21 protein-coding genes are annotated in these 22,151 nt (G+C 60.8%); 11 read left to right on the top strand and 10 right to left on the bottom strand.

Annotation, left to right across the window (positions count from 1 at the left end; genetic code table 11):
• Positions 1-37 precede the first annotated feature (37 nt).
• Positions 38-1,330 carry an urea ABC transporter substrate-binding protein gene (urtA, locus tag ACQY1K_RS12180; RefSeq protein WP_430257477.1) on the bottom strand — a complete coding sequence of 431 codons (1,293 nt, stop codon included), beginning with the start codon at positions 1,328-1,330 and terminating at the stop codon, positions 38-40.
• A gap of 240 nt (positions 1,331-1,570) precedes the next feature.
• On the opposite strand from urtA, the gene ACQY1K_RS12185 reads away from it, so the two are divergent.
• From ACQY1K_RS12185 to ACQY1K_RS12205, 5 genes are all read left to right on the top strand, one after another.
• On the top strand, positions 1,571-1,945 hold the full coding sequence (locus ACQY1K_RS12185) for a hypothetical protein (protein ID WP_062455229.1): 375 nt from the start codon (positions 1,571-1,573) through the stop codon (positions 1,943-1,945).
• 134 nt (positions 1,946-2,079) lie between these two features.
• The gene (locus tag ACQY1K_RS12190; RefSeq protein WP_430257478.1) at positions 2,080-2,556 is read left to right on the top strand and encodes a PepSY domain-containing protein; all 477 of its coding nucleotides are present in this window, start codon (positions 2,080-2,082) and stop codon (positions 2,554-2,556) included.
• 4 nt (positions 2,557-2,560) lie between these two features.
• Positions 2,561-3,226 carry a response regulator transcription factor gene (locus ACQY1K_RS12195; RefSeq protein ID WP_192077444.1) on the top strand — a complete coding sequence of 222 codons (666 nt, stop codon included), beginning with the start codon at positions 2,561-2,563 and terminating at the stop codon, positions 3,224-3,226.
• Positions 3,223-3,606 (top strand): hypothetical protein, encoded by a 384-nt coding sequence (locus ACQY1K_RS12200; RefSeq protein WP_430257479.1) that lies wholly within the window; start codon positions 3,223-3,225, stop codon positions 3,604-3,606. The genes ACQY1K_RS12195 and ACQY1K_RS12200 overlap by 4 nt, the downstream gene beginning before the upstream one ends.
• Positions 3,607-3,620: 14 nt before the next feature.
• Positions 3,621-4,580, top strand: a complete 960-nt coding sequence (locus ACQY1K_RS12205) for an ATP-binding protein (RefSeq protein ID WP_430257480.1) — start codon at positions 3,621-3,623, stop codon at positions 4,578-4,580.
• Between the two features lie 12 nt (positions 4,581-4,592).
• On the opposite strand, the gene ACQY1K_RS12210 is transcribed toward ACQY1K_RS12205, so the two are convergent.
• A complete protein-coding gene (locus tag ACQY1K_RS12210; RefSeq protein WP_256413792.1) occupies positions 4,593-4,721 on the bottom strand; it encodes a hypothetical protein in 129 nt (42 codons plus the stop codon).
• A gap of 178 nt (positions 4,722-4,899) precedes the next feature.
• Between ACQY1K_RS12210 and ACQY1K_RS12215 the strand changes: the two genes are divergently transcribed.
• From ACQY1K_RS12215 to ACQY1K_RS12230, 4 genes are all read left to right on the top strand, one after another.
• Positions 4,900-6,561, top strand: a complete 1,662-nt coding sequence (locus ACQY1K_RS12215; protein WP_430257481.1) for an alpha-amylase family protein — start codon at positions 4,900-4,902, stop codon at positions 6,559-6,561.
• A gap of 90 nt (positions 6,562-6,651) precedes the next feature.
• A complete protein-coding gene (locus ACQY1K_RS12220) occupies positions 6,652-10,056 on the top strand; it encodes a hybrid sensor histidine kinase/response regulator (protein ID WP_430257482.1) in 3,405 nt (1,134 codons plus the stop codon).
• Positions 10,049-10,984, top strand: a complete 936-nt coding sequence (locus tag ACQY1K_RS12225) for a response regulator (protein ID WP_430257483.1) — start codon at positions 10,049-10,051, stop codon at positions 10,982-10,984. The genes ACQY1K_RS12220 and ACQY1K_RS12225 overlap by 8 nt, the downstream gene beginning before the upstream one ends.
• 108 nt (positions 10,985-11,092) lie before the next feature.
• Entirely contained in the window at positions 11,093-12,322 is a 1,230-nt protein-coding gene (locus tag ACQY1K_RS12230) for a hypothetical protein (RefSeq protein WP_430257484.1), read from the top strand.
• Between the two features lie 124 nt (positions 12,323-12,446).
• Here ACQY1K_RS12230 and ACQY1K_RS12235 read toward each other — a convergent pair whose 3' ends face one another.
• The 7 genes from ACQY1K_RS12235 to ACQY1K_RS12265 form a co-directional block, all read right to left on the bottom strand.
• Positions 12,447-13,571 carry a branched-chain amino acid ABC transporter substrate-binding protein gene (locus ACQY1K_RS12235; RefSeq protein WP_062455215.1) on the bottom strand — a complete coding sequence of 375 codons (1,125 nt, stop codon included), beginning with the start codon at positions 13,569-13,571 and terminating at the stop codon, positions 12,447-12,449.
• A gap of 140 nt (positions 13,572-13,711) precedes the next feature.
• Positions 13,712-14,065, bottom strand: coding sequence for a DUF6867 family protein (locus ACQY1K_RS12240; RefSeq protein ID WP_062455213.1), 354 nt, complete (start codon positions 14,063-14,065; stop codon positions 13,712-13,714).
• A 39-nt stretch (positions 14,066-14,104) separates the two neighbouring features.
• Positions 14,105-14,833, bottom strand: coding sequence for an ABC transporter ATP-binding protein (locus ACQY1K_RS12245; protein ID WP_062455212.1), 729 nt, complete (start codon positions 14,831-14,833; stop codon positions 14,105-14,107).
• Entirely contained in the window at positions 14,833-15,711 is an 879-nt protein-coding gene (locus ACQY1K_RS12250; protein WP_062455210.1) for an ABC transporter ATP-binding protein, read from the bottom strand. The genes ACQY1K_RS12245 and ACQY1K_RS12250 overlap by 1 nt, the downstream gene beginning before the upstream one ends.
• Complete coding sequence (gene livM / locus ACQY1K_RS12255) at positions 15,711-17,099, bottom strand: high-affinity branched-chain amino acid ABC transporter permease LivM (protein WP_430257485.1); 1,389 nt, start codon at positions 17,097-17,099, stop codon at positions 15,711-15,713. Before livM ends, ACQY1K_RS12250 begins: the two co-directional genes overlap by 1 nt.
• Position 17,100: 1 nt before the next feature.
• Positions 17,101-18,003 (bottom strand): branched-chain amino acid ABC transporter permease, encoded by a 903-nt coding sequence (locus ACQY1K_RS12260; RefSeq protein ID WP_062455207.1) that lies wholly within the window; start codon positions 18,001-18,003, stop codon positions 17,101-17,103.
• A 280-nt stretch (positions 18,004-18,283) separates the two neighbouring features.
• Complete coding sequence (locus ACQY1K_RS12265) at positions 18,284-20,710, bottom strand: GcvT family protein (protein WP_430257486.1); 2,427 nt, start codon at positions 20,708-20,710, stop codon at positions 18,284-18,286.
• 206 nt (positions 20,711-20,916) lie between these two features.
• Between ACQY1K_RS12265 and ACQY1K_RS12270 the strand changes: the two genes are divergently transcribed.
• Positions 20,917-21,183, top strand: coding sequence for a hypothetical protein (locus ACQY1K_RS12270; RefSeq protein WP_062582644.1), 267 nt, complete (start codon positions 20,917-20,919; stop codon positions 21,181-21,183).
• 80 nt (positions 21,184-21,263) lie between these two features.
• Positions 21,264-21,566, top strand: a complete 303-nt coding sequence (locus ACQY1K_RS12275; RefSeq protein WP_430257487.1) for a HigA family addiction module antitoxin — start codon at positions 21,264-21,266, stop codon at positions 21,564-21,566.
• Positions 21,567-21,590: 24 nt separating this feature from the next.
• Here the strand turns inward: ACQY1K_RS12275 and ACQY1K_RS12280 are convergent, their stop codons facing one another.
• Positions 21,591-22,142 (bottom strand): sarcosine oxidase subunit gamma, encoded by a 552-nt coding sequence (locus ACQY1K_RS12280; protein WP_430257488.1) that lies wholly within the window; start codon positions 22,140-22,142, stop codon positions 21,591-21,593.
• Between the last annotated feature and the right edge of the window lie 9 nt (positions 22,143-22,151).

The following is a 22,151-nucleotide window of genomic DNA, read 5'->3' on the forward strand; positions in this document are numbered from 1 at the left end:
CTCGCTCCCCTCTCCGATCATGAAGAGATAACCCGGATCAGCTGCCGCCCTTGCCGCCGCACTTGCCGGTGGCAACGTTGAAGTTGCCGCAGGACATGGGCTTGCGCCAATCGGAGATCAGGTCCTTGGAGTCCGGCAGGTAATCCGACCATTCGTCACCGACGACGGCCGGCGTTTCCTGGACGATTTCGAACTGGCCGTCGGCCTGGATTTCACCGATCAGCACCGGCTTGGTGATGTGGTGGTTCGGCATGACGGTGGAATAGCCGCCCGACAGGTTCGGCACCGAAACGCCGATGATCGAGTCCAGAACCGCGTTCGTGTCGGTCGTCCCGGCGGATTCGACGGCCTTAACCCAGGCCTGGAAACCGATATAGGCGGCTTCCATCGGATCGTTGGTCACGCGCTTGTCGTTCTTGATAAACGCGTGCCATTCCTTGATGAAGGACGCATTGACCTCGGCATCGACGGACTGGAAGTAGTTCCAGGCGGCGAGATGGCCGACCAGCGGCTTGGTATCGAGACCGGCTAGCTCTTCTTCGCCGACCGAGAAGGCCACGACCGGAATGTCTTCGGCCTTGATGCCCTGGTTGCCCAGTTCCTTGTAGAACGGCACGTTGGCATCGCCGTTGATGGTGGAGACGACGGCGGTCTTCTTGCCGGCAGAGCCGAACTTCTTGATGTCGGAAACGATTGTCTGCCAGTCGGAATGACCGAACGGCGTGTAGTTGACCATGATATCGGCCTCGGCGACACCCTTCGACATCAGGTAGGCCTTGAGGATCTTGTTGGTCGTCTGCGGATAGACATAGTCGGTGCCGGCGAGAACCCAGCGCTGCACGCCTTCTTCCTTGGCAAGATAATCGACCGCAGGAATGGCCTGCTGGTTCGGCGCGGCACCGGTGTAGAAGATGTTGCGCGAGGATTCTTCACCCTCGTACTGAACCGGGTAGAACAGGATCGAGTTCAGCTCTTCGAAGACAGGAAGAACCGACTTGCGCGACGACGAGGTCCAGCAACCGAAAACGGCTGCAACCTTGTCCTGGCTGATCAGCTGGCGGGCCTTTTCGGCAAACAGCGGCCAGTCGGAGGCCGGATCGACGACGACGGCTTCGAGCTTCTTGCCCAAAACGCCGCCCTTCTTGTTCTGCTCTTCCACCATCATCAGCATGGCGTCTTTCAGCGTCGTCTCGGAAATCGCCATCGTACCGGACAGCGAATGCAGAACGCCGATCTTGATCGTATCGTCGGCAGCGTATGCGCCCGAAAGCGCCGTGGCGGACATGGCAGCGGCAAGCAGCGCGCCGGTAAGTTTCACCCTGAATGTCATTGGTCGAACCCCTCTTCTTGTTCGTTCAAGCAACCGGAGATTTAACCGTTGCTTAACCGGACTATCGGCTGCTGCACCGCAAAAACGTATACGTCGAATGACGTATCGGGAGGGGTGAACCGGCCCGTTGGAGGGCAAGTCCTCTCCAGTCTGACAGTTTGCTGACAGCGGCACTCAGTGGCCTGTCAGGGCCCCGATGGCATTCTGCACTCGTCAACCAAATACGAGAGGAAACATGCCATGAAAACGAAACTTGCTCTGACGACCTTCGCCGCCGCACTCGCCCTCACCGCTTCGCTGCCACTGGTCCAGGCAGCCGTTCCCTTTGCCGGCACATCCGCAGCCTTTGCCCGCCAGGGTGCGGACGATGGTCCGAACCATGATGCCAATGACGACAAGGGTGGCAAGCGCGGCGGCAAGAGCCGCGACGACGCTGCAACCCATGACAAGAATGACGACAAGGGCGGAAAGCGCGGCGGAAAGAGCAGCGATGACGCCGCGACCCATGACAAGAACGACGACAAGGGCGGAAAGCGCGGCGGCAAGAGCAGCGATGACTCTGCAAACCACAACAAGAACGACCACAAGGGCGGCACGCGCGGCGGCCACAAATAGGCTTTGTCCGACCACAGTCCGCACCCCCGCCGGATGCCGGCGGGGGTGCGGCCGTTTGCAGCAACATCGCCATCATGGCAGAGTAGTATTTCGCGGCTCAAAAGCGCTGCCACACAGTCCTATCCGGAGTATCAATGGGCGTGACCCGTCGTATCTATCTTGCTGCGCTGCTCGCGGCCACACTCGGGTCGGCGATCGCCACGCCCGTTGCGCCCGCATTCGCCAAGGATGGCGACGGCGGCGGCGATGGCAGCGGATCTTCCGGCTCGGGCAATGACGGCGGTGGCGATGATGGCGATAACCACGGCGGCGATGACGATGGCGGTGATGACCACGGCAAGGACGGTGCGGGAAGCCATGACGCATCGGGCGGCGGCTATGGCCCAAACGATTCCGATCGGGCCCGCGATGCGGTTCGCAGCGGTCAGATCATGCCGCTAAAGACGATGCTGAGAAAGATCGACGCCACCAGGTATGGTCGCATCATCGACATCCGTCTCAGCCGCTCGCAGTCGCGCGACGTCTATCAACTGAAACTGCGCGACAACAACGGTGCCATCCGCACCCTGCGGGTCGATGCGAGAAGCGGCTCGCTTCTGGGAGGCGGTTGATATCATGAAGATCCTGCTTGCCGAAGACGACCCCCAGATCGCAGCGCTCGTCGTCGAGAAGCTCAGTCGCGAGGGCTATTTTGTCGAAACTCTCTCGAACGGACCAGACATTTGGGAACGGGGCGAGACAGGCGACCATGCAGCCATTATCCTCGATCTCGGCCTGCCGGGGATGGATGGGCTTTCAATTCTCAAGCGCTGGCGGGCAAGCGGCGTCGATACGCCCATCCTCGTACTGACGGCGCGCGGTTCCTGGATGGAACGCGTCGATGGCTTCGACGCCGGCGCCGACGACTACCTGCCGAAACCGTTTCGCAGCGAGGAGCTGCTCGCCCGGCTGAAGGCGCTGCTTCGCCGAACCGGCAAGGTTCAGGCACGCGTCAAATCGGCCGACCGGTTCACGCTGGATGAGCAGGCCCGCCGTGTGACGTTCGACGGACGCGAGCTGGATCTGAGCCCTCTGGAATACCGCATGATCTCGCTGTTCATCGACCGCCCCGGCGCCGTCCTGACGCCCGCAGAACTTGCAAGCCAGGTTCAGGGCCGCGACGACGACGCCGCCAAGAACGCCGTCGAGGCGATGGTTGCCCGCTTGCGCAAGAAAACTGACAGCGACGCGATCGAGACCCGCCGCGGCTTTGGCTATGTCTTGCCGGAGAAACGCCCGTGATCCGCTCCCTGCGTTTCCGGCTGGCAATCGGCGCCCTGATATCGATCGGTGTGGCCCTGTGGCTCGCCTGGTTCGTGCTTGGTCACCTGTTCGAGGACTATGTTGCCGACCAGTATTCCGCAGAGATGACGGCGGTATCGGACGCGCTCGGCGCACGGCTGACCATTCAGAAGAACGGTCTCTCCCTGGCCAGCGAGCCGTCCGATGCACGCTTCCAGATCCCGGCCGGTGGCCTCTACTGGCAGATATCGCCGGCCGACGGGAAACCTCCGCTGCGCTCCCGCTCGCTTTGGGATCAGGAGCTGGCGCGGCAGATGTTTTCCCCGATCTCTATTGCGGCTTCTTCCAGACGGAAGGACCCGATGGTGGCACGATCCTGATCACGGTCAGGGAGATGTCGATCGGCGAAGGCGACGCCCTGCAGCGCTTCACCCTCTACACCGCCTTCTCCAAGAACGACATGGAGGAAGCGCTCGCCACCTATCACCGGCCCCTGGTCATGATGCTGATCGCCATCGGTGCCCTGCTTTTCCTTGCCGCACTCCTGCAGAGCCTCGTCGGTCTGAGGCCGCTTTCCCGCCTGCGCCAGGATGTAGCCGATATCCGGGCGGGTCGCCTGCCGAGCATCGGTGCGCAGGGGCCAAGCGAAGTCACGCCGCTCGTCAACGAGATCAACCTTCTTCTGTCGGAGCGGGAAAATGCCGTCGAGAGGGCGCGCGCCCGGGCAAGCGATCTGGCACATGGCCTGAAGACGCCTCTGACCGTCCTGTCCCATCTCGTCGAGGATCTGCCGGGCGCCCGTCGCGAAACGGCCCTGCAGCAGATCGAGCTGGTGCGCCAGCGCGCCGACCGGCAGTTGCAGGCCGCTCGAATGGGCGTCGAACAGATGGCGACGACATCGCTTCTCGGCATTTCGGGAAAGCTTGTGAGCGTGCTGTCGCCCGTCACCGAAAACCGCGGGATCGACTGGGAGCTCGATATCGATCCGGCGCTCACGGTCCAGGCGGACCCGGCCGACGCAGCCGAAGCGATCGGCAACATTCTCGACAACGCTGTCCGTTTTGCAAGACGGCGCATCGCGCTGACGGCATCGAGAGGCGATGGCGGGATGGTGTTGCTGCGTATCGCGGACGATGGCCCGGGCGTCACGCCGGAGCGTTACGCCTCCATGCTGAAGCGCGGTGTCCGCGGCCAGCAGGAGGAAGACAGCGATGGCGCCGGAACAGGCCTTGGCCTGGCGATTTCCGGCGACATTGCAAATGCTTACGGCGGGAAGCTGAGCCTCTCCCGGTCGCATATGGGAGGTCTTGAAGCCGTCCTGTGTCTGCCGGCGACCAAGGAGATCGCGGCATGACGACGGAGCGGATTACTTCTTTTTGGTGTTGCTTTCGGCCGACTTGACCTGCGAACCCAAAGTCGGCGCAGCCGCTGGAGCGGCCTTGTCCTTCTTGGGTTTGCGCGTTTCCTTGTTGCCGCGTACCTGACCCTTGGCCATGACCTATCTCCTCATGTTGATGATGAAGCATAGCCTCTGATCCGGGTAAAATAGCAAGCGTTATTACACGGGGCCGACGGGGCATTTTGCGAGCCTTGATCGCAAACTCACAATCGGGCGGGAACAATTTTGCGGCTGACGCGATTGCCTCGGATCGAACGAAGCCGTGGAGCATCCCGTGATCAACGACCTCTGGTACAAAAATGCCGTCTTCTATTGCCTCAATGTCGAAACCTTCATGGATTCCAACGGCGACGGGGTCGGCGATTTTCAAGGGGTGCAGCGGCGCCTGGATTACCTCGCCGGCCTTGGGGTGACCGCGATCTGGCTGATGCCGTTCCAGGCGTCTCCCGGTCGCGACGACGGATATGATGTCTCCGACTATTACAATGTCGATCCGCGCTACGGCACGCTCGGCGATTTCGTCGAGTTCACCCACAGTGCCAAGCAACGCGGCATCCGTGTCCTGATCGATCTCGTCGTCAACCACACATCGGACGAACATCCCTGGTTCAAGGAGGCCTGTGCGGACAAGAATTCGCGCTACCGCGACTGGTATGTCTGGTCGAAGACAAAACCGGCCAATGCCGATGAGGGCATGGTGTTTCCCGGCATCCAGAAGACGACCTGGACGCGCGACAAGGCCTCCGGCGAGTACTACTTCCACCGCTTCTACGAATTCCAGCCGGATCTCAACACCGCCAACCCGCATGTGCAGGCCGAGATCTTGAAGATCATGGGGTTCTGGCTGCAGCTCGGCGTCTCCGGCTTCCGCATGGACGCGGTGCCCTTCGTGATCGCCGAAAAGGGCGCCGACGTCACAAAGCCGAAGGAGCAGTTCGACATGCTGCGGTCCTTCCGCGAATTCCTGCAATGGCGCCAGGGTGACAGCATCATTCTGGCCGAAGCGAATGTCGTGCCGAAGGAGAACCTGCAATATTTCGGCGACGACGGCGACCGGATGCAGATGATGTTCAACTTCCACGTCAACCAGTCGCTGTTTTACGCGATGGCCAGCGCCGACGTGCGGCCACTGGCGAAGGCAATGAACGACACCAAGGAACGCCCGGCGACCGGCCAGTGGGGCATTTTCCTGCGCAACCACGACGAACTCGACCTCGGCCGCCTGACCGACAAGCAGCGCCAGACCGTGTTCGACAAGATGGGTCCGGATAAGGACATGCAGCTTTACGACCGCGGCATCCGCCGCCGTCTGGCGCCGATGCTGGGTGGCGATCCGCGCCGGCTGAAACTCGCCTACAGCCTGATGTATTCCCTGCCCGGAACCCCGGTTCTGCGCTACGGCGACGAAATCGGCATGGGCGACGACCTCTCACTGCCCGAGCGCAACTGCGCCCGCACGCCGATGCAGTGGTCGAACGAACCGCAGGGTGGCTTCACCAAGAGCGACAAACCGATCCTGCCCGTGATCCACGAGGGCCCCTACGGCTTCGACCACGTCAACGTCGCCATCCAGCGTCGCGATCCCGATTCCATGCTCAACTGGACAGAGCGGATGATCCGAATGCGCAAGGAAGCACCGGAGATCGGCTGGGGCACGTTCGAATGCCTCGATACCGGCGATGACGGCGTACTCGCCATGCGCTACGACTGGCGCGACAACGCGCTGGTGATCCTCCACAATTTCCACGACCGGCCGGTGGAGATCACCTTCGACGTCGGCCTCAAGGATGCGGGCAAGAACCTGATTGACATCGCCGATGACTCGGACAGCACAGCGGACGAAAAAGGCAAGCATCACATCGTGATCGAGCCCTATGGCTATCGCTGGTATCGCGCCGGTGGGCTGGATTACCTGCTGAAGCGCAGCGAGGTGTGAGCAGCGGTAAAACCGCCCTTGCAAAACGCTCCACCAAAGTCGAAACTGCCTAAATATCAGTCTCCCCGATAAAGGCGATCGTTTTTAGGCATGGCAGCACGCCAACGCATCATACCGGTTCGCCGTGAGTACAATCGCTGGGTCGCAAACCAGACGCTGGAAGACTATGCGCTGCGGTTTACCGCCAAGAGCGCTAGGCGGTTTTCGTCGAGCCGGATTTCGCAGACGGCGATCGGCGCGATCTCGTTTCTAGCGCTGGAGGCGATCGGCGGGGCGATCACGCTCTCCTACGGCACGACCAACGCGTTTTTCGCCATTCTGGTGGCCGCTCTCGTCATGCTGGTCGTGGGGTTGCCGATCAGCCGTTATGCGATCCGCCACGGGGTCGACATCGACCTGCTGACGCGGGGCGCCTCGTTCGGCTATATCGGCTCCACCATCACCTCGCTGATCTATGCGAGCTTTACCTTCATGCTGTTTGCGATCGAGGCGTCGATCATGACCGGCGCGCTGGATCTCGCCTTCGGCATTCCGCCCTGGATCGGCTATATCATCTCGGCCGCGGTGGTGATCCCGCTCGTCATCTACGGCGTGCAGCTGATCTCGCGCTTCCAGCTTCTGACCCAGCCGTTCTGGATCATCCTCAACATTCTGCCCTTTGTCTTCATCGCCTTCATGGACTGGCAGAAATTCGACCTCTGGCGCGCCTTTGCCGGCATTGGCCATTCGAACGGCGAAATCGGCGGTTCGGCGCCGTTCGATCTGGTGGAGTTCGGGGCGGCGTCTGCCGTCATCCTAGCGCTGATGCCGCAGATCGGTGAGCAGGTCGATTTCCTTCGCTTCCTGCCGCCGGAAGGGCAGCGGAAATGGCGCCACCGGTTCGCGGTGTTTCTGGCGGGACCCGGCTGGGTGCTGGTCGGCGTGCCAAAACTTCTCGCGGGCTCCTTCCTCGCCGTGCTGACGCTCTCGAGCGCTGTGCCGGTCGAGGACGCGGCCGATCCTGCCCACATGTATCTCGCCGCCTTCGGCTACATGATCCCCAACGAGACCGCGGCGCTGATGCTGATGGCGGCTTTCGTGGTGGTGTCGCAGCTGAAGATCAACGTGATGAACGCCTATGCGGGGTCGCTTGCCTGGTCGAACTTCTTCTCGCGGCTGACCCACAGCCATCCCGGCCGCGTCGTCTGGCTGGTGTTCAACGTCATCATCGCGCTGCTCCTGATGGAACTCGGCATCTACCGGCTGCTGGAGGAAACGCTCGGCATTTTCTCGATCGTGGCGATGAGCTGGCTCTGCACGATTTCGGCGGATCTCTTCATCAACAAGCCGCTCGGTCTGTCGCCGCCCGGCATCGAGTTCAAGCGTGCCCATCTCTATGACGTCAATCCGGTGGGGCTCGGCGCCATGTTTACAGCGACCGGCATTGCACTGACCGCCCATCTCGGCCTGTTCGGCCCGCTGATGGCGTCGCTCGCTACCTATCTGACACTGACGGCCTTCCTCGTGTCGCCGGCGATCGCCTTTGCCACGAAGGGCAAATACTATCTCGCCAGAAAGCCGCGCCAGAGCTGGAAGACGCTGGGTTCGATCACCTGCTCGATCTGCGAACACCCGTTCGAGCATGAGGACATGGCCTGGTGCCCGGCCTATGCGGCGCCGATCTGTTCGCTGTGCTGTTCGCTCGACAGCCGCTGCCACGACATGTGCAAGCCGCACGCACGGCTGAACACGCAGATCGGCACCGTGGCGCGCACCTTCCTCACCGAAAGCGTCATTGCCAAGCTCACGACCCGGCTCGGCCGCTACGGGATGACGGCGGTGATCTCGATCTCGGCGATCGGCGCCATCCTGTCGCTGATCGCCTATCAGGTAGGCCAGGCAGCGCCTGCAAATGCCGATGTCATCTACGGCACGATCCTGATCGTCTTCTTCGTCTTTGCCATCATCACCGGCATCTTCTCCTGGTTCTACGTGCTGGCGCATGACAGCCGAATGGTGGCCGAAGAGGAATCCTCGCGGCAGAACACGCTTCTGCTGAAGGAAATCTCGGCGCACAAGAAGACCGACGCGGCGCTGCAGGATGCCAAGGAAACCGCAGAAGCCGCCAACCGCGCCAAGAGCCGGTATGTGGTTGGCCTGAGCCACGAGCTGCGCACGCCGCTCAACGCCGTTTTGGGCTATGCCCAGATCCTCGAGCGCGACGACACCATCCCTGCCCCGCGGCAATCGGCGATCAAGGTCATCAAGCGCAGCGCCGATCATCTTTCCGGCCTGATCGACGGGCTGCTCGACATTTCAAAGATCGAGGCCGGGCGGCTGCAGGTCTATTCAAACGAGATCAACATCCAGGATTTCCTCGACCAGATCGTCGAGATGTTCAGCCTGCAGGCGCAGGCCAAGGGTCTCGCCTTCGAACACGTGCGCGCCCGCACGCTTCCGCAATATGTGCGCACCGACGAAAAGCGGCTTCGCCAGATCCTCGTCAACATCCTCTCCAACGCGGTCAAATTTACCGACGAAGGCACTGTTCGTTTCGAGATCGGCTATCGCAGCCAGGTCGCGACTTTCACCGTGACCGATACCGGCCGTGGCATCGCGGAAAAGGATCTCGGCCGCATCTACGAACCGTTCCAGCGCGGCGAAGCGGAAAGCATCCGGCCGATGCCCGGGCTTGGGCTCGGGCTCACCATCACTCAGCTTCTGACCAACACGATGGGCGGTGAAATCTCCGTTGCCAGCACGAAGGGTGAAGGCTCGACCTTTAAGGTGCGGCTCATGCTCTCGGCCATCGAGCGGCCGAACACGACACCGGAGGCGGAGCGAAAGATCGTCTCCTATACCGGGCCGCGCCGCACCATCGTCGTAGTGGACGACAACCAGGATCACCGCGACCTGATGCGCGAGGTGCTGGCGCCAATGGATTTCGTCATCCTGACGGCCGTCGACGGGCCGGAATGCCTGACGCTGATCGAGGGTGTTCGGCCGGATCTGTTTCTGGTCGATATCTCCATGCCCGGCATGAGCGGCTGGCAGCTTGTTTCGAGGTTGCGAGAGGAAGGCCAGACGGCGCCCATGATCATGCTCTCGGCCAATATCGGCGATGGCACGACCGCGGATGCGGGTGGCGAAGGGCATGACGATACGCTGTCCAAGCCCGTCAACCTGCGCCGCCTTGCCGACAAGCTTGCCTCGCATCTCTCCCTCAAATGGGTTTACGAGGACGAAGCACCGGCACTGGCGCTTTCGGCCCTCGTCAAGCAGCCGGTCATCAGCCCCGGGACGGGCCATCTTCAGGATCTGCTGCGGCTCGGTGAAATCGGTTACGTGCGCGGCATCGAAGCCAAGCTCGCGGATCTCGCCACGGACCAATCGCACCGCCCGTTCGCGGAAGAGCTCGGAACCTATGTAAAGGCCTTCGACATGGCCGGTTACATGAAATACCTGGAACGCATGGAGACACAGGAACTGGAAGAACGGGAAAACAACGATGGCTGACGCGACGACACCGCGCGATATCGTCCTCCTGGTGGACGACAGTCCCGACACGCTCGGTTTTCTGACTGAAGCGCTGGAGCAATCCGGCTTTTCGGTGCTGATCGCCACGTCGGGACAGGCAGCCCTCTCAATCGTCGAGCGCATCACGCCCGATCTGATCCTGCTCGACGCCGTGATGCCCGGCATGGACGGGTTCGAGACCTGCCGCAAACTGAAGGCGCATGCTGCAGCTCAGGTGCCCGTGATCTTCATGACGGGCCTGACCGAGACCGAGCATGTCGTCAACGCGCTGGACAGCGGCGGCGTCGATTATCTGAGCAAGCCGATCAATATCGACGAATTGCGGGCGAGAATACGCGTGCATCTTTCCAACGCCCGCTCCGCCCAGAGCGCCCGCGTCGCGCTCGATGCCGCCGGCCGGCATCTGCTTGCGGTCAGAAACGACGGTTCGATCCGCTGGTCGACGCCGCAAGCAACGCGGCTGATGAATGCCGCAACGGAAAGCGACGACGGCATTGCGATCGTCGCGGGCCGCATCGGCGCCTGGATGGCGGAGCGCGATACGGCAGGCTTTGCCCGCAACGCCGCCTTCTCGCTGTCCGAAAACCTGCAGACCAGCCTGCAGTTTGCGTTTCTCGGCGCGATCGGCGCAGACGAATTCCTGTTCCGATTATCAGCCGCTGTCATCAAGCGGCCGGACGACGAAATCCTGCGCCAGCATTTTCCCCTGACGCAGCGGGAGTCGGAAGTGCTCTTATGGATCGCCAAGGGCAAGGCGAACAAGGATATCGGCGATATCCTCGGTCTGTCGGCCCGCACCGTGAACAAGCATCTCGAGCAGATCTACATCAAGCTCGGCGTCGAAAATCGCGCCTCGGCAGCGGTCATGGCGGCGAACGTCCTGCACGCAGGCGACCGGCCCGACTAGACGCAAACGGGCCGACCGGGGCCAGACACTTGCAGTCGGCGATGCCAAGGGATAGATCCGCGCGCACCCTCAACGGCCTAGACAAGCCGCATCCGGAACTCCGCAGTCATGACTACACAATCGCCTTTGACGGCACAGACGCCCCACGACGCAGATAACTCCCCGACGGCGGACCGGGTGAGGAAACGCGTCGTCCTGCATTTCCCGGGCTTCGAGCCGCTCGACGCCGGCATGCACCATGCCCGTTATGCGCGCGCGGCGGCACAGAGCGCCAAGACATGGAACCTGGATCTCCAGACAGGTGAGCTGCAGCGGACCGCAAAGACGGCGTATTTCGACATCACCTGTCGCGCCCCGGATGGTGATGATGGCGTCACGCAAAGCCGGTTCTACATCTTCGACCACTGCGCGCTGGTCAACAGCCTGAACGGCAAGCCGCTGCCGCGCCGTATCCTCGACGGTTATCGAAGCGCCTTGCGTATCGTCACCCAGGGCGGCATGGCCGGCTATCTCAGGCATGCATGGCGGTTCGGCCTATTTTTCCTGTTTCCATTCCTGCTGGTGGCGGTAGCGTTTGGGCTCACCGCCGTGATCGCTGCCCTGCCCGCACTGCTCGGGCTCAATATGTTGCATCTGTTGTGGAGCATACCGCTTGGTCTTGCGCTGTTCCGCTACGCCTTCCTGCCCTTCATGGCACGGTTTCACACGCTGCACCTGTTTGCCGACTGGGAGATGGCCGACGCGATGGGCAATCTCGACAGGCCCGATGTCAACGCCTGGCTGGCGAGCTGCATGGAGGGTGTCCGCGAGGCACTGACTGAGGATGCGGACGAATATCTCATCACGTCGCACAGCATGGGATCGGCTGTCGCGACCCACGTGATCGGCATGCTGCTTGCGGAAAGTCCTGATGTGTTCAGGCGGGGCGCAGATCAGAGCGACCGCAAGGCGAGCTTCGTGACGCTGGGAGGCGCGATCCTGCAATGCTCGCTGCTGCGGCCTGCCGCAACATTGCGCGCCTGTGTCGGCCGCATTGCCCGAGCACCACAGATCTTCTGGCTGGAGGTTCAGTGCCTCACCGACAGCATTCATTTCTACAAGAGCCGCGTCGTGGCGCTGGCAGGACATGAAGATGCACCCCAGGCGACGCTTGCCTTCATCAGGGTCAAGCGGATGATGGCGCCCGAGCGCTACAACAGGATCAAGCGCGATTTCCTGCGCGTGCACCGTCAATACGTTCTGGGATCGGAAGCAAAGTCGAATTTCGATTTCACACTGATGACCGCCGGCCCTCTCCCCGCCGCGCGGTTTGCCAGTTTCACCCCCGAAAGTTTCTGATGGGATTTTCAGGGTTTGAGCTCGGGAAACTCAGAGCTCGATATCTGAACCCTGCAGGCATCAATGTAAAAAGCCCGGCCAATGGCCGGGCTTCCTGTCAATCGATGGTTCAAGCCTTGAAGGCTCAGCCCTGCGGGAAGTAGCTGTACTTGCCGTCCGGACCCTTCTTCCACTCGTACATGACGTAGCCTGGGAGCTTCGGGTCGCCCTTGGCGTCGAAAGCCATGTCGCCGAGAACGGTCTTGAACGGACCCTTTTCCTTGAGAGCCTTGGCAACGACTTCTGCGTCGTCAGGGCTGCCAGCAAGCTTGATGCCTTCGGCGATGACCTGAACGGCTGCGTAGGAATAGAGCGTGTAGGCTTCAGGGTTGAAGCCGGCAGCCTTGAACTTGGCAACCAGTTCCTTGTTCTCAGGACGCAGTGTCGGATCGGGGCCGAACGTGTTCAGCGTGCCTTCGACGGCATCGCCAGCGATCGAGGCCAGTTCGTTGGAGACGATACCGTCACCCGATACGAGCGTTGCCTTGAGGCCAGCATCCTTCGCCTGACGGATGATCAGGCCGGCTTCCGTGTGGAGACCACCCCAGTAGATGATCGAAACGCCGGCTTCCTTCATCTTGGAAATCAGCGCCGAGAAGTCCTTGTCGCCGACGTTGACGCCTTCGCGGATGACCTGCTTCTTGCCGGCCGCGTTGTAGGCTTTCATGGTTTCTTCAGCGAGACCCTGGCCGTAAGGTGTCTTGTCGTCGATGATCGCGATCTTTGCATCGGCGAACTTCTCGGCAAGATACTTGCCGGCGACGCCGCCCTGCTGGTCGTCACGGCCGCAGGTGCGGAACGTGTTCCACAGGCCGCGCTCGGTGAAGACAGGGTTGGTTGCTGCAGGGGTGACTTCGAGCATGCCGTTTTCGGCATAGACTTCCTGCGAAGCCGGGATCGAAACGCCCGAGTTGAAGTGACCGACAACATACTTCACGCCATCGGACGCGAACTTGTTGGCAACGGAAATGCCCTGCTTCGGATCGGAAACGTCGTCGCCGAGCGCGATGACCAGCTTTTCGCCGTTGATGCCGCCGGCGGCATTGATATCGGCGATAGCCTGTTCAGCACCCTTCTGCAGCTGCGCGCCGAATGCAGCATTCGGGCCGGTCAGCGGGCCGCCAACGCCGATGATGATATCGGCCCAGGCGTTGCCGCTGAATGCGACCATCGCCGTCAGCGCGACGGCGGAAAGAAGAGACTTCTTCATTGATTTACTCCCAGTTTTTAGGTGAGCGGTTTTTTGGGACCCGGACGCAATACCCACCATCATTGCGCCGGAGAAATGTTCCACCCTCTGGTGTATTCTTATTTGACCCAACCCAATCTGAAGTCAGAAATGAGCGACTGTCAATCTTTCTTCTTCCATGAGAAAGCGGAGACAGGCTGATAGAGCCAGTAGTAGTTCTGAACCATCTGACGGGTGCGGCGAATGCGGAATCCGGAGATGGAAAACGCCATCAGCAGCACCACATCGATGATGTAATGGAACGGGCTGATGAACGGTCCCTGGAACAGCGCGTAATGCATGAACTGCATCGCGACGGCCAGCAGCAGCGTGTAGGCGATGACATGGCCATAGCCGTTCCAGCCTTCTGCGACCGCCTTGCCGGCGCGCCACGCCGTCCAGAAGCCGAGGACCATGACGAGTGCGCGCAGGAAATAACGCACGCCAGTATCGGTTTCGAAAAACAGGCCCTGCATCTCAGTGTCCCCCGGTCGCCGGTATGATGATCATGGTGCTCAATGCCGGCCCCCCTCGAGATAGGCGGCGCGGACTTCGGGATTTGCGAGCAGTTCCTTGCCGGAGCCGGACATCGTCACCTTGCCATTGACCATCACATAGGCGCGATCGGACAGTTTGAGTGCCGCAAACGCGTTCTGCTCAACGAGGAAGACGGTGAGCCCCTCTTCCTTGTTCAGCTTCTTGATCGCCTCGAAAATGCCCTTGACGATCAATGGTGCGAGGCCGAGCGACGGCTCGTCCAGAAGAAGCAGTTTCGGACGCGCCATCAGTGCACGGCCGATCGACAGCATCTGCTGCTCGCCGCCCGAAAGTGTGCCGCCGCGCTGGGCCTGGCGTTCCTTGAGGCGCGGAAACAGGGTGAAGATCTTTTCGACGTCCTCTTTGAAATACTTGAGGTTGTCGAGACCGGCGCCCATCTGCAGGTTTTCGTGCACGGTCATGCGCGGAAAGATGCGGCGGCCTTCCGGCGACTGGGCGATACGCCGACGCGCAATCAAATGCGTCGGCACCTGCGTGATGTCTTCGCCGTCGAAGATGACCTGACCCTTGCGGGCCTGCGGGCTGCCGCAGATCGTCATCATCAGCGTCGACTTGCCGGCACCGTTGGCGCCGATCAGACTGACGATCTCGCCCTTGTTGACTTCGACATTGACGCCGTCGAGGGCCCGGATGTTGCCGTAGTAGGTTTCGACGCCCTGGACTTTCAGAAGGGGTTCACCGGCCATCAGACGGACCCCTCTTCAATAATGCCCTTGTCGAGCTTTTCCTCGATTTCTTCAACTTCATCATCCTCGACGCCGAGATAGGCTGCGATCACCCTCGGGTCGTTCTTCACGTGATCAGGCGTTCCGTCGGAAATCTTCTGGCCGTATTCCAGAACCACGACGTGATCCGAAATCTCCATGACGACGGACATGTCGTGCTCGATCAGGAGCAGCGACGTGCCTTCGTCGCGGATGCCGCGCAACAGCGCGTTGAGCGTCAGCGATTCCTTCGGGTTGAGACCGGCGGCAGGCTCGTCCAGGCACAGAAGCTCCGGCCCGGTGCACATGGCGCGGGCAATTTCCAGCCGGCGCTGGGCGCCATAGGAAAGGTCGCCGGCCGGGTCGTCGGCGCGGTCCGTCAGATCGGCCTTGTCCAGCCAGTATTCGGCCTTTTCGATCGCGGCCTTGGCAGCGTTCTTGTAGGTCGGCAGACCCAAGAGGCCGAGGATCGTGTAACCCGAAGCCTTCATCAGCACGTTGTGCTGCGCGACCAGCAGGTTTTCGAGAACCGTCAGGCCGGAAAACAGCCGGATGTTCTGGAAGGTACGGGCAACACCCGCGACCTTGTTGATCTCGAAATCGCGAAGGCGTTCCAAAAGGAACTCCCGGCCGTTGCTGCGATGCAGGGTCAGCATGCCCATCGTCGGCTTGTAAAAGCCGGTGATGCAGTTGAACACCGTCGTCTTGCCAGCGCCGTTCGGGCCAATCAGCGCGGTGATTTCGCCGCGCTTGGCTTCGAACGAGAAGTCGTCGATCGCCATCAGGCCACCAAACCGCATCGACAGATGCTCGACCCTCAGGATCGTGTCTTTCGTCATAGTCGTCATATCCGTCGCCATCAGCCGTGGCCTTCCTTGGTGAAGCTGCCGGAGATGGCCTTGCGCTCCTTCAGGAAGGCTGTCGGCTCACGCGAGCCCACGAAGCCACGCGGCTTGAACAGCATGACGATGATCATCGCCAGCCCGAACAGCAGCATGCGGTAGAGTTCCGGGGTGAAGTCGGGGCCGAAGATGATCTTCAGGAACGACATCTCGCGCAGGATCTCGGTGCCGCCGACCATGATGACAGCGGCGATCGCGATACCGGTCAGAGAACCCATGCCGCCGAGAACCACGATGGCCAGGATGACAGCCGATTCCAGGAAGACGAAGCTTTCCGGAGAGACGAAGCCCTGGCGGGTCGCAAAGAACGAGCCTGCAAAACCGCCGAACATCGCGCCCGTGGCAAATGCCGTGAGCTTGGTGGTGACGGTGTTGATGCCGAGCGAGCGGCAGGCGATTTCATCTTCGCGCAATGCTTCCCATGCGCGACCGATCGGCATGCGACGCAGGCGAATGGTGACGTAGGCCGTCAGCATGCAGAGCGCGAGGATGATGTAGAACAGGAAGATCTTGTAATAGACCGACGAAGCCGAGAGGCCCCAGGCCTTGACGAAGTTGTTCGGGGAGCCCGTATCGAACGACCAGATGCCGAAGAACGACGCCTTGGCGATGCCCGAGATACCGAACGTGCCCTTGGTGACGTCGGTCCAGTTGATCAGAACAAGCCGGATGATTTCCCCGAAGGCGAGCGTCACGATGGCAAGGTAGTCACCCCGCAATCTCAACACCGGGAAGCCGAGGATGACGCCCCAGAGTGCGGCGAGAATGCCGGACATCGGCAGCAGCAGCCAGAACGAGAAGCCGAAATACGATGACAGAAGCGCGTAGGAATAGGCGCCGACCGCATAGAAGGCGACATAGCCAAGATCGAGCAGACCGGCGAGACCGACGACGATGTTGAGGCCCCAGGCGAGCATCACATAGATGAGGATCTGGATGCCGAAGTTGTCGACATATTTCAGCGAGCCCTGCTTGCCGACAATCAGCAGCGACAGGAATGGATAGATGAGCAGGAAGACCAGCGCGAACTTGAGGAAGTGGCGATGGAAGAAGCTCTTCTCATCCGAAATCTCGAGAATGCCGGCTTTTGCCTTGGCAAGTTTGCGACGGTCGAGATGGGGCTTGATAAAGGCGACGGTCAGGAAGCGACCGACGGCAGCGACTGCCACGAACACTGCAAGCAGGCCCCAGCGGGTGCGCCAGACGAGCTGGTTGTTGATGTCCTGATAGGTCTCGATGCCGACGAACAGGGAGAACATCAGGAAGGCGATGACGCCTGCAAAGATGCCTTCCTTGATCGCCTTGGCCATGACGTTGTTGGGAACGGTTTCCGATACGGTCGCCATGTTACACCTTCTCCACTTCAGGACGACCGAGGATGCCGGTCGGCTTGAAGATCAGCACGAAGGCGAGGATCGCAAAGGTCGCGACATCCTTGTAGGCGATCGAGAAATATGCCGACCACAGGCTCTCGATGAGGCCGATCAGCAACCCGCCGAGAACAGCGCCCGGCAGCGAGCCGATGCCGCCGAGAACGGCTGCGGTAAATGCCTTCACACCCGGAATGAAGCCGTCGTTGAACGAGGCGACACCGTAATACATCAGGTACATGGCACCGGCGACGGCGGCGAGAGCCGCGCCCATGATGAAGGTGATCGAGATCGTCTTGTCGACATCGACGCCGAGCAGAGCCGCCATCTTGCGATCCTGTTCGGTGGCGCGCTGGGCACGGCCGAGCGGCGTCTTGTTGACAATGTACCAGAACGCGAACAGCAGGATCGAGGTGATCACGACGATCAGGATCTGCTTCAGCGACACCGTGATCGCACCGAAATGATAGGTGTCGGTGACCAGCGGCGGGATCGGCTTGTTGCGCGGACCCTGCGTCACCTGGATGAAGTTCGACAGGAAGATCGACATGCCGATCGCGGTGATCAGCGGCGCCAGGCGGAACGAGCCGCGCAGCGGCCGGTAGGCGATCCGCTCGATCGTCCAGTTCCAAAGGCCTGTCATCAGCATGCCGACGAGCAACATCAGCAAAAGCAGCAGCGCCACCGGAATGCCGGCGAAGAAGGATGTGGCAAGCAGGAACACGATCAGGGCGGCAAAGCCGCCGAGCATGAAGATGTCACCATGGGCAAAGTTGATCATGCCGATGATGCCGTAAACCATCGTATAGCCGATTGCCACGAGCCCATAGATGGATCCGAGAGTCAGCCCGTTTATGAGCTGCTGGATAAAATATTCCATATATTTTCCCCTGCGGATGCGATCCTTGGCGGCCGCATCTTTCGCTTGAATGTCCCTGATAGGATCTTCAATTTTTTTGATTCCTACCGGTTTCAATCGAAATGTGAAGTGCAAAAGAAAGAGGCAGACATAATTTCAGTGGCTTTTGCAGCACGTGACGCAAATCCGCTTGGCATTGTTGAAAAAACGGCACGATTTCCACACGAATGGCAAAAACTATAGAGAAATAACCTTTGGTCTGCTTCGGTCTTGGCTTATCCGCTTTTTCAGCTTTCGACGGTCAGGACCGCATGCGCGAGCCGTTGGCGTCAAAGATCGGATGCGGCTGAAGCCGGGCGATGAGCATCTCGCCTAGCACCTCGATCTGCCACCCCTCCTCCGTTCGGGAGACCTCTTTCGGCACATAGCCCATGGCGACCGACACGCCGGCGGCATGGGCGTATCCACCCGAGGTCACCCAGCCGCAGACCTGGCCGTCAAGCGAGATCGGCTCGTCGCCGAGCACGTCCGCATCTTTTGCATCGACGACGAAGGTGACGAGACGCAGCGCGCCGCCCTCCGACTTCTCCTCAAGCGCCGCGGCCTTGCCGATGAAATCGGCCTGCTTGCCATAGGCGATGAAGCGGCCAAGCCCGGCTTCCAGCGGACCGTAAAGCGGCCGGTATTCGCGAGACCAGCTGCCGAAGGATTTCTCCACCCGCAGCGCATTCAACGCCCGAAGGCCGAACAGGGTGATCCCGAACTCGGCACCGGCTTCCATGATGAGATCGAACAGATAGCGCTGATATTCCGGCTTCATCCACAGCTCGAAGCCGAGATCGCCGGTATAGCTGACACGGCCGAGGATGACCGGCGCCATGCCGAGATCGATCTCGACAATGCCCATGAACGGCAGAGCCGGATCCGACAGGTCGAGATGGGTGAGTTTTTGCAGCACATCGCGTGACCGGGGGCCCGCAATCGACAGGCCGACCAGACCGAGATTGAGACAATCGAAGGAAACCGAATCGTCATCCGGCAGATGCGTCTCGAACCAGCGCATATGATAGTCCTCGGCAATGCCGGAGCCGATCAGCAGGAACGCGTCGTCGCCGAGATTGGCGAGCGTGAAATCGCCGATCAGCTTGCCGGCCTCGTTCAGCATCGGCGAAAGCGCCATACGGCCGACGGCTGGAACCTTGCCCGCAAGAATATGGTCGAGCCAGGCATGCGCGCCCTCGCCCCCGATCGAATATTTGGCGAACCCGGATGTCTCCATCAGCCCGACGCTGTCGCGCACCGCCTTTGCCTCGCGGCCGACATGCTCGAAATCGGTGGAACGGCGCCAGGAAAACGCATCCTCGACGCCTTCAGGCGCAAACCACAGCGGCGTTTCGAGCCCGTAGGACGCGCCGAACACTGCACCCCTCGCCTTCAGCGCGTCGTAGATCGGCGTCGTCAACAGTGGCCGCGCAGCCGGCAGTTCCTCGTTCGGGTAGCGGATCGAGAAGCGGCGGGAATAGTTTTCGCGCACCTTCGCATTGGTATAGGCAAGCGACGCGTAATCGCCGTAGCGGGTCACATCCATGGCGAACACGTCGAAGCCGGGATCGCCCTCGACGATCCAGTTGGCGAGCGCGAGTCCGACGCCGCCGCCTTGGCTGAACCCGGCCATGACAGCGCAGGCCGACCAGAAATTCGTCATGCCGCGCACGGGGCCGACAAGCGGGTTGCCGTCAGGCGAAAAGGTGAAGGGCCCGTTGATGATCGTCTTGATGCCGGCATTGTTGAAGGCCGGGAAATGCCGGAAGCCAACCTCCAGCTCGTTCGTGATGCGCTCAAGGTCCTCGGCCAAGAGTTCATGGCCGAACGTCCAGGAAGTCTCGATTGGCGACCACGGCCGGCAGTCCTTTTCATAGGTGCCCATCAGCATGCCGTTGCGTTCCTGGCGAATGTAGATCTCGCCGTCGAAATCGACGCAGTGCATCAGTTCGCGGCCGGACGTCTTGTTGAAGTCGATGACCTCAGGCATGTCCTCGGTGATCAGATACATGTGCTCCATGGCCAGCACTGGCAGCTCCAGCCCGACCATGCGCCCCACTTCGCGGGCCCAGAGACCGGCCGCATTCACCACATGTTCGCAGCGGATCTCGCCCTTGTCCGTGATCACCCGCCAGGTTCCGTCGGGAAGCTGCACCAGGTCCTCTACCTTGGTGTGCAGATAGATCTCGGCGCCGTTCTTCTTGGCCGATTTCGCATAAGCATGGGTGGTGCCGTAGGGGTCGAGATGGCCCTCGTGCGGATCGAACACAGCGCCCACGAACTGCGTCGGGTCAAGCAGCGGCATCATCGCATGCGCTTCCTCGACCGAGACGAGCCTTGCTTCGCCGTTTGCATATTTACCTTTGGCAAGCAGCGACTTTAACCAGTCGAACCGCTCCGGCGTCGCCGCCAGCATCAGGCCGGAGGTCATGTGCAGGCCGATATCCTGGCCGGAATAGGCCTCGATCTCCTTGTAGAGTTCGACCGTGTATTTCTGCAGCTTGGCGACGTTCGGATCGCCGTTGATCGTATGCATGCCCCCAGCCGCATGCCAGGTGGAGCCGGAGGTGAGCTCCGAACGCTCGAGCAACACGACATCGCTCCAGCCGAGCTTCGTCAGATGGTAGAGGACCGAACATCCGACGACACCGCCACCGATGACGACAACTCGAGCATGGCTTTTCATGGATCCCGTTCCCCTAACTTGATGCCTGTTTGGGGTGAGCCTAGAACCTCCGGGGAATTGCCAATAGGCTGTTCTGCGAACCCGGATTTGTCGTTTCCGACATAGTCGCTGTTCGTTTCGCGCCATGTTCGAGCAAGAGCGTGAAACTTATTTTTCAATCCTTGCGTATGCCCTTTCATGAACGCCAACCGACAGGGAATAGCGCAATGACAAACGTGCTGAGCTTCGACGAACTGGTAGGCAGCGTATTGACCACGATGCGCGATGCGACACCGCGCAAGACAATCGAGTTCGGCGTGATCCAGGGCTTCTGCCGCGATTTCGCCGAGGACCTCGCCCCCGAATTCGTCGACCTCCTGAACCGGGTCGAAGGCCTCTCAAGTCTCGTCCCGGCGCTCGAAAAGCGGCCGGACCTCGTCATGGCAGCATCCGAAGAAAAGGGTCTCTGGAGCTTCGTTCGCGAGAAGCACTGAGGCGCTTCGACTTGACGCCTTTAGTATCAATGCGTGATACTAAAAGTCGGATGCACCCATGAGGCATCGAGGCGACGTGAATGGTGAACTCTGTACTCCCGGCAATTCATCCAGGCGAGATCCTGCGAGATCTCTATCTTGAGCCGCTGGACATGACCCCTTACGCTCTTGCCAAGAAGCTCAATGTTCCACGCACGCGGATTGAACGCATCGTCGGGGAGAAAGTCGGCATCACGCCGGATACAGCGCTGTGTCTCGCGAGGTTCTTCAAGACCTCGCCGGAACTGTGGATGAATATGCAGACGAGCTACGACCTGAAAACGCAGGCGCAGGCTCTTGAGGCGGAACTCGCGACTATCGAGGAATATGCCTTGGCGAGTTGAGACCTGTCACGGCCCGGATGAATTTCACCCGCCCGAAAACGATGCCGTCAGGGCGAATTTGCGGCCCATTTCCATCAGGTCCTCGTAGACCGAGCCGGCGAACGACCGGGGCGCGATGATCTCGAAGGCGTCCGGGCCGGAGCGCGCCAGGTTCACCGCGACATGGCCGAACAGCATGTTGGCGGAATGCCCCTGCGCGAAGGCATCCGGATGCAGATCGACGGCGACGGATTTTGCGAGAATCTGTCGCACGCTTGGGCCCGAAATCGCCATCAGCACCTTGCCGTCGCTCTGGTCAACGACGGAGGCGCCGGGAATTTGAGACAGAAGACCGGCAACCATCTCCGAGCCTGCGGTGAGCGACACCGCCAGCCATTCCGCCGGGCCGCAGAAGCGCGGCGCGATATCCGGGGCAGCCTTGAGTGCTAGGCCCACGGCCTGCTCCTGGCCCGCATGGGCAAGCACCGAAAAGATCACCGGCCGCCGCGCGACGGACAGGTGGTTGGGGTTGGCGCTCGTCTCGAAGCCCAGGATGTGATCTTCGAGCGCATGGCGGTGGAGAAGTGTCAAAGCCATCGTCATGCC

The organism is Neorhizobium sp. IRS_2294 (genome assembly GCF_050500145.1).
GTDB classification, from domain to species: domain Bacteria; phylum Pseudomonadota; class Alphaproteobacteria; order Rhizobiales; family Rhizobiaceae; genus Neorhizobium; species Neorhizobium soli.

Bases quoted from the DNA above. Each gene is read 5' to 3' on its own strand.
- urtA (WP_430257477.1), bottom strand. From the start codon at position 1,330: ATGACATTCAGGGTGAAACTTACCGGCGCGCTGCTTGCCGCTGCCATG.
- ACQY1K_RS12185 (WP_062455229.1), top strand. From the start codon at position 1,571: ATGAAAACGAAACTTGCTCTGACGACCTTCGCCGCCGCACTCGCCCTC.
- ACQY1K_RS12190 (WP_430257478.1), top strand. From the start codon at position 2,080: ATGGGCGTGACCCGTCGTATCTATCTTGCTGCGCTGCTCGCGGCCACA.
- ACQY1K_RS12195 (WP_192077444.1), top strand. From the start codon at position 2,561: ATGAAGATCCTGCTTGCCGAAGACGACCCCCAGATCGCAGCGCTCGTC.
- ACQY1K_RS12205 (WP_430257480.1), top strand. From the start codon at position 3,621: ATGTCGATCGGCGAAGGCGACGCCCTGCAGCGCTTCACCCTCTACACC.
- ACQY1K_RS12210 (WP_256413792.1), bottom strand. From the start codon at position 4,721: ATGGCCAAGGGTCAGGTACGCGGCAACAAGGAAACGCGCAAACCCAAG.
- ACQY1K_RS12220 (WP_430257482.1), top strand. From the start codon at position 6,652: ATGGCAGCACGCCAACGCATCATACCGGTTCGCCGTGAGTACAATCGC.
- ACQY1K_RS12225 (WP_430257483.1), top strand. From the start codon at position 10,049: ATGGCTGACGCGACGACACCGCGCGATATCGTCCTCCTGGTGGACGAC.
- ACQY1K_RS12230 (WP_430257484.1), top strand. From the start codon at position 11,093: ATGACTACACAATCGCCTTTGACGGCACAGACGCCCCACGACGCAGAT.
- ACQY1K_RS12235 (WP_062455215.1), bottom strand. From the start codon at position 13,571: ATGAAGAAGTCTCTTCTTTCCGCCGTCGCGCTGACGGCGATGGTCGCA.
- ACQY1K_RS12240 (WP_062455213.1), bottom strand. From the start codon at position 14,065: ATGCAGGGCCTGTTTTTCGAAACCGATACTGGCGTGCGTTATTTCCTG.
- ACQY1K_RS12245 (WP_062455212.1), bottom strand. From the start codon at position 14,833: ATGGCCGGTGAACCCCTTCTGAAAGTCCAGGGCGTCGAAACCTACTAC.
- ACQY1K_RS12250 (WP_062455210.1), bottom strand. From the start codon at position 15,711: ATGGCGACGGATATGACGACTATGACGAAAGACACGATCCTGAGGGTC.
- livM (WP_430257485.1), bottom strand. From the start codon at position 17,099: ATGGCGACCGTATCGGAAACCGTTCCCAACAACGTCATGGCCAAGGCG.
- ACQY1K_RS12260 (WP_062455207.1), bottom strand. From the start codon at position 18,003: ATGGAATATTTTATCCAGCAGCTCATAAACGGGCTGACTCTCGGATCC.
- ACQY1K_RS12265 (WP_430257486.1), bottom strand. From the start codon at position 20,710: ATGAAAAGCCATGCTCGAGTTGTCGTCATCGGTGGCGGTGTCGTCGGA.
- ACQY1K_RS12270 (WP_062582644.1), top strand. From the start codon at position 20,917: ATGACAAACGTGCTGAGCTTCGACGAACTGGTAGGCAGCGTATTGACC.
- ACQY1K_RS12275 (WP_430257487.1), top strand. From the start codon at position 21,264: ATGGTGAACTCTGTACTCCCGGCAATTCATCCAGGCGAGATCCTGCGA.
- ACQY1K_RS12280 (WP_430257488.1), bottom strand. From the start codon at position 22,142: ATGGCTTTGACACTTCTCCACCGCCATGCGCTCGAAGATCACATCCTG.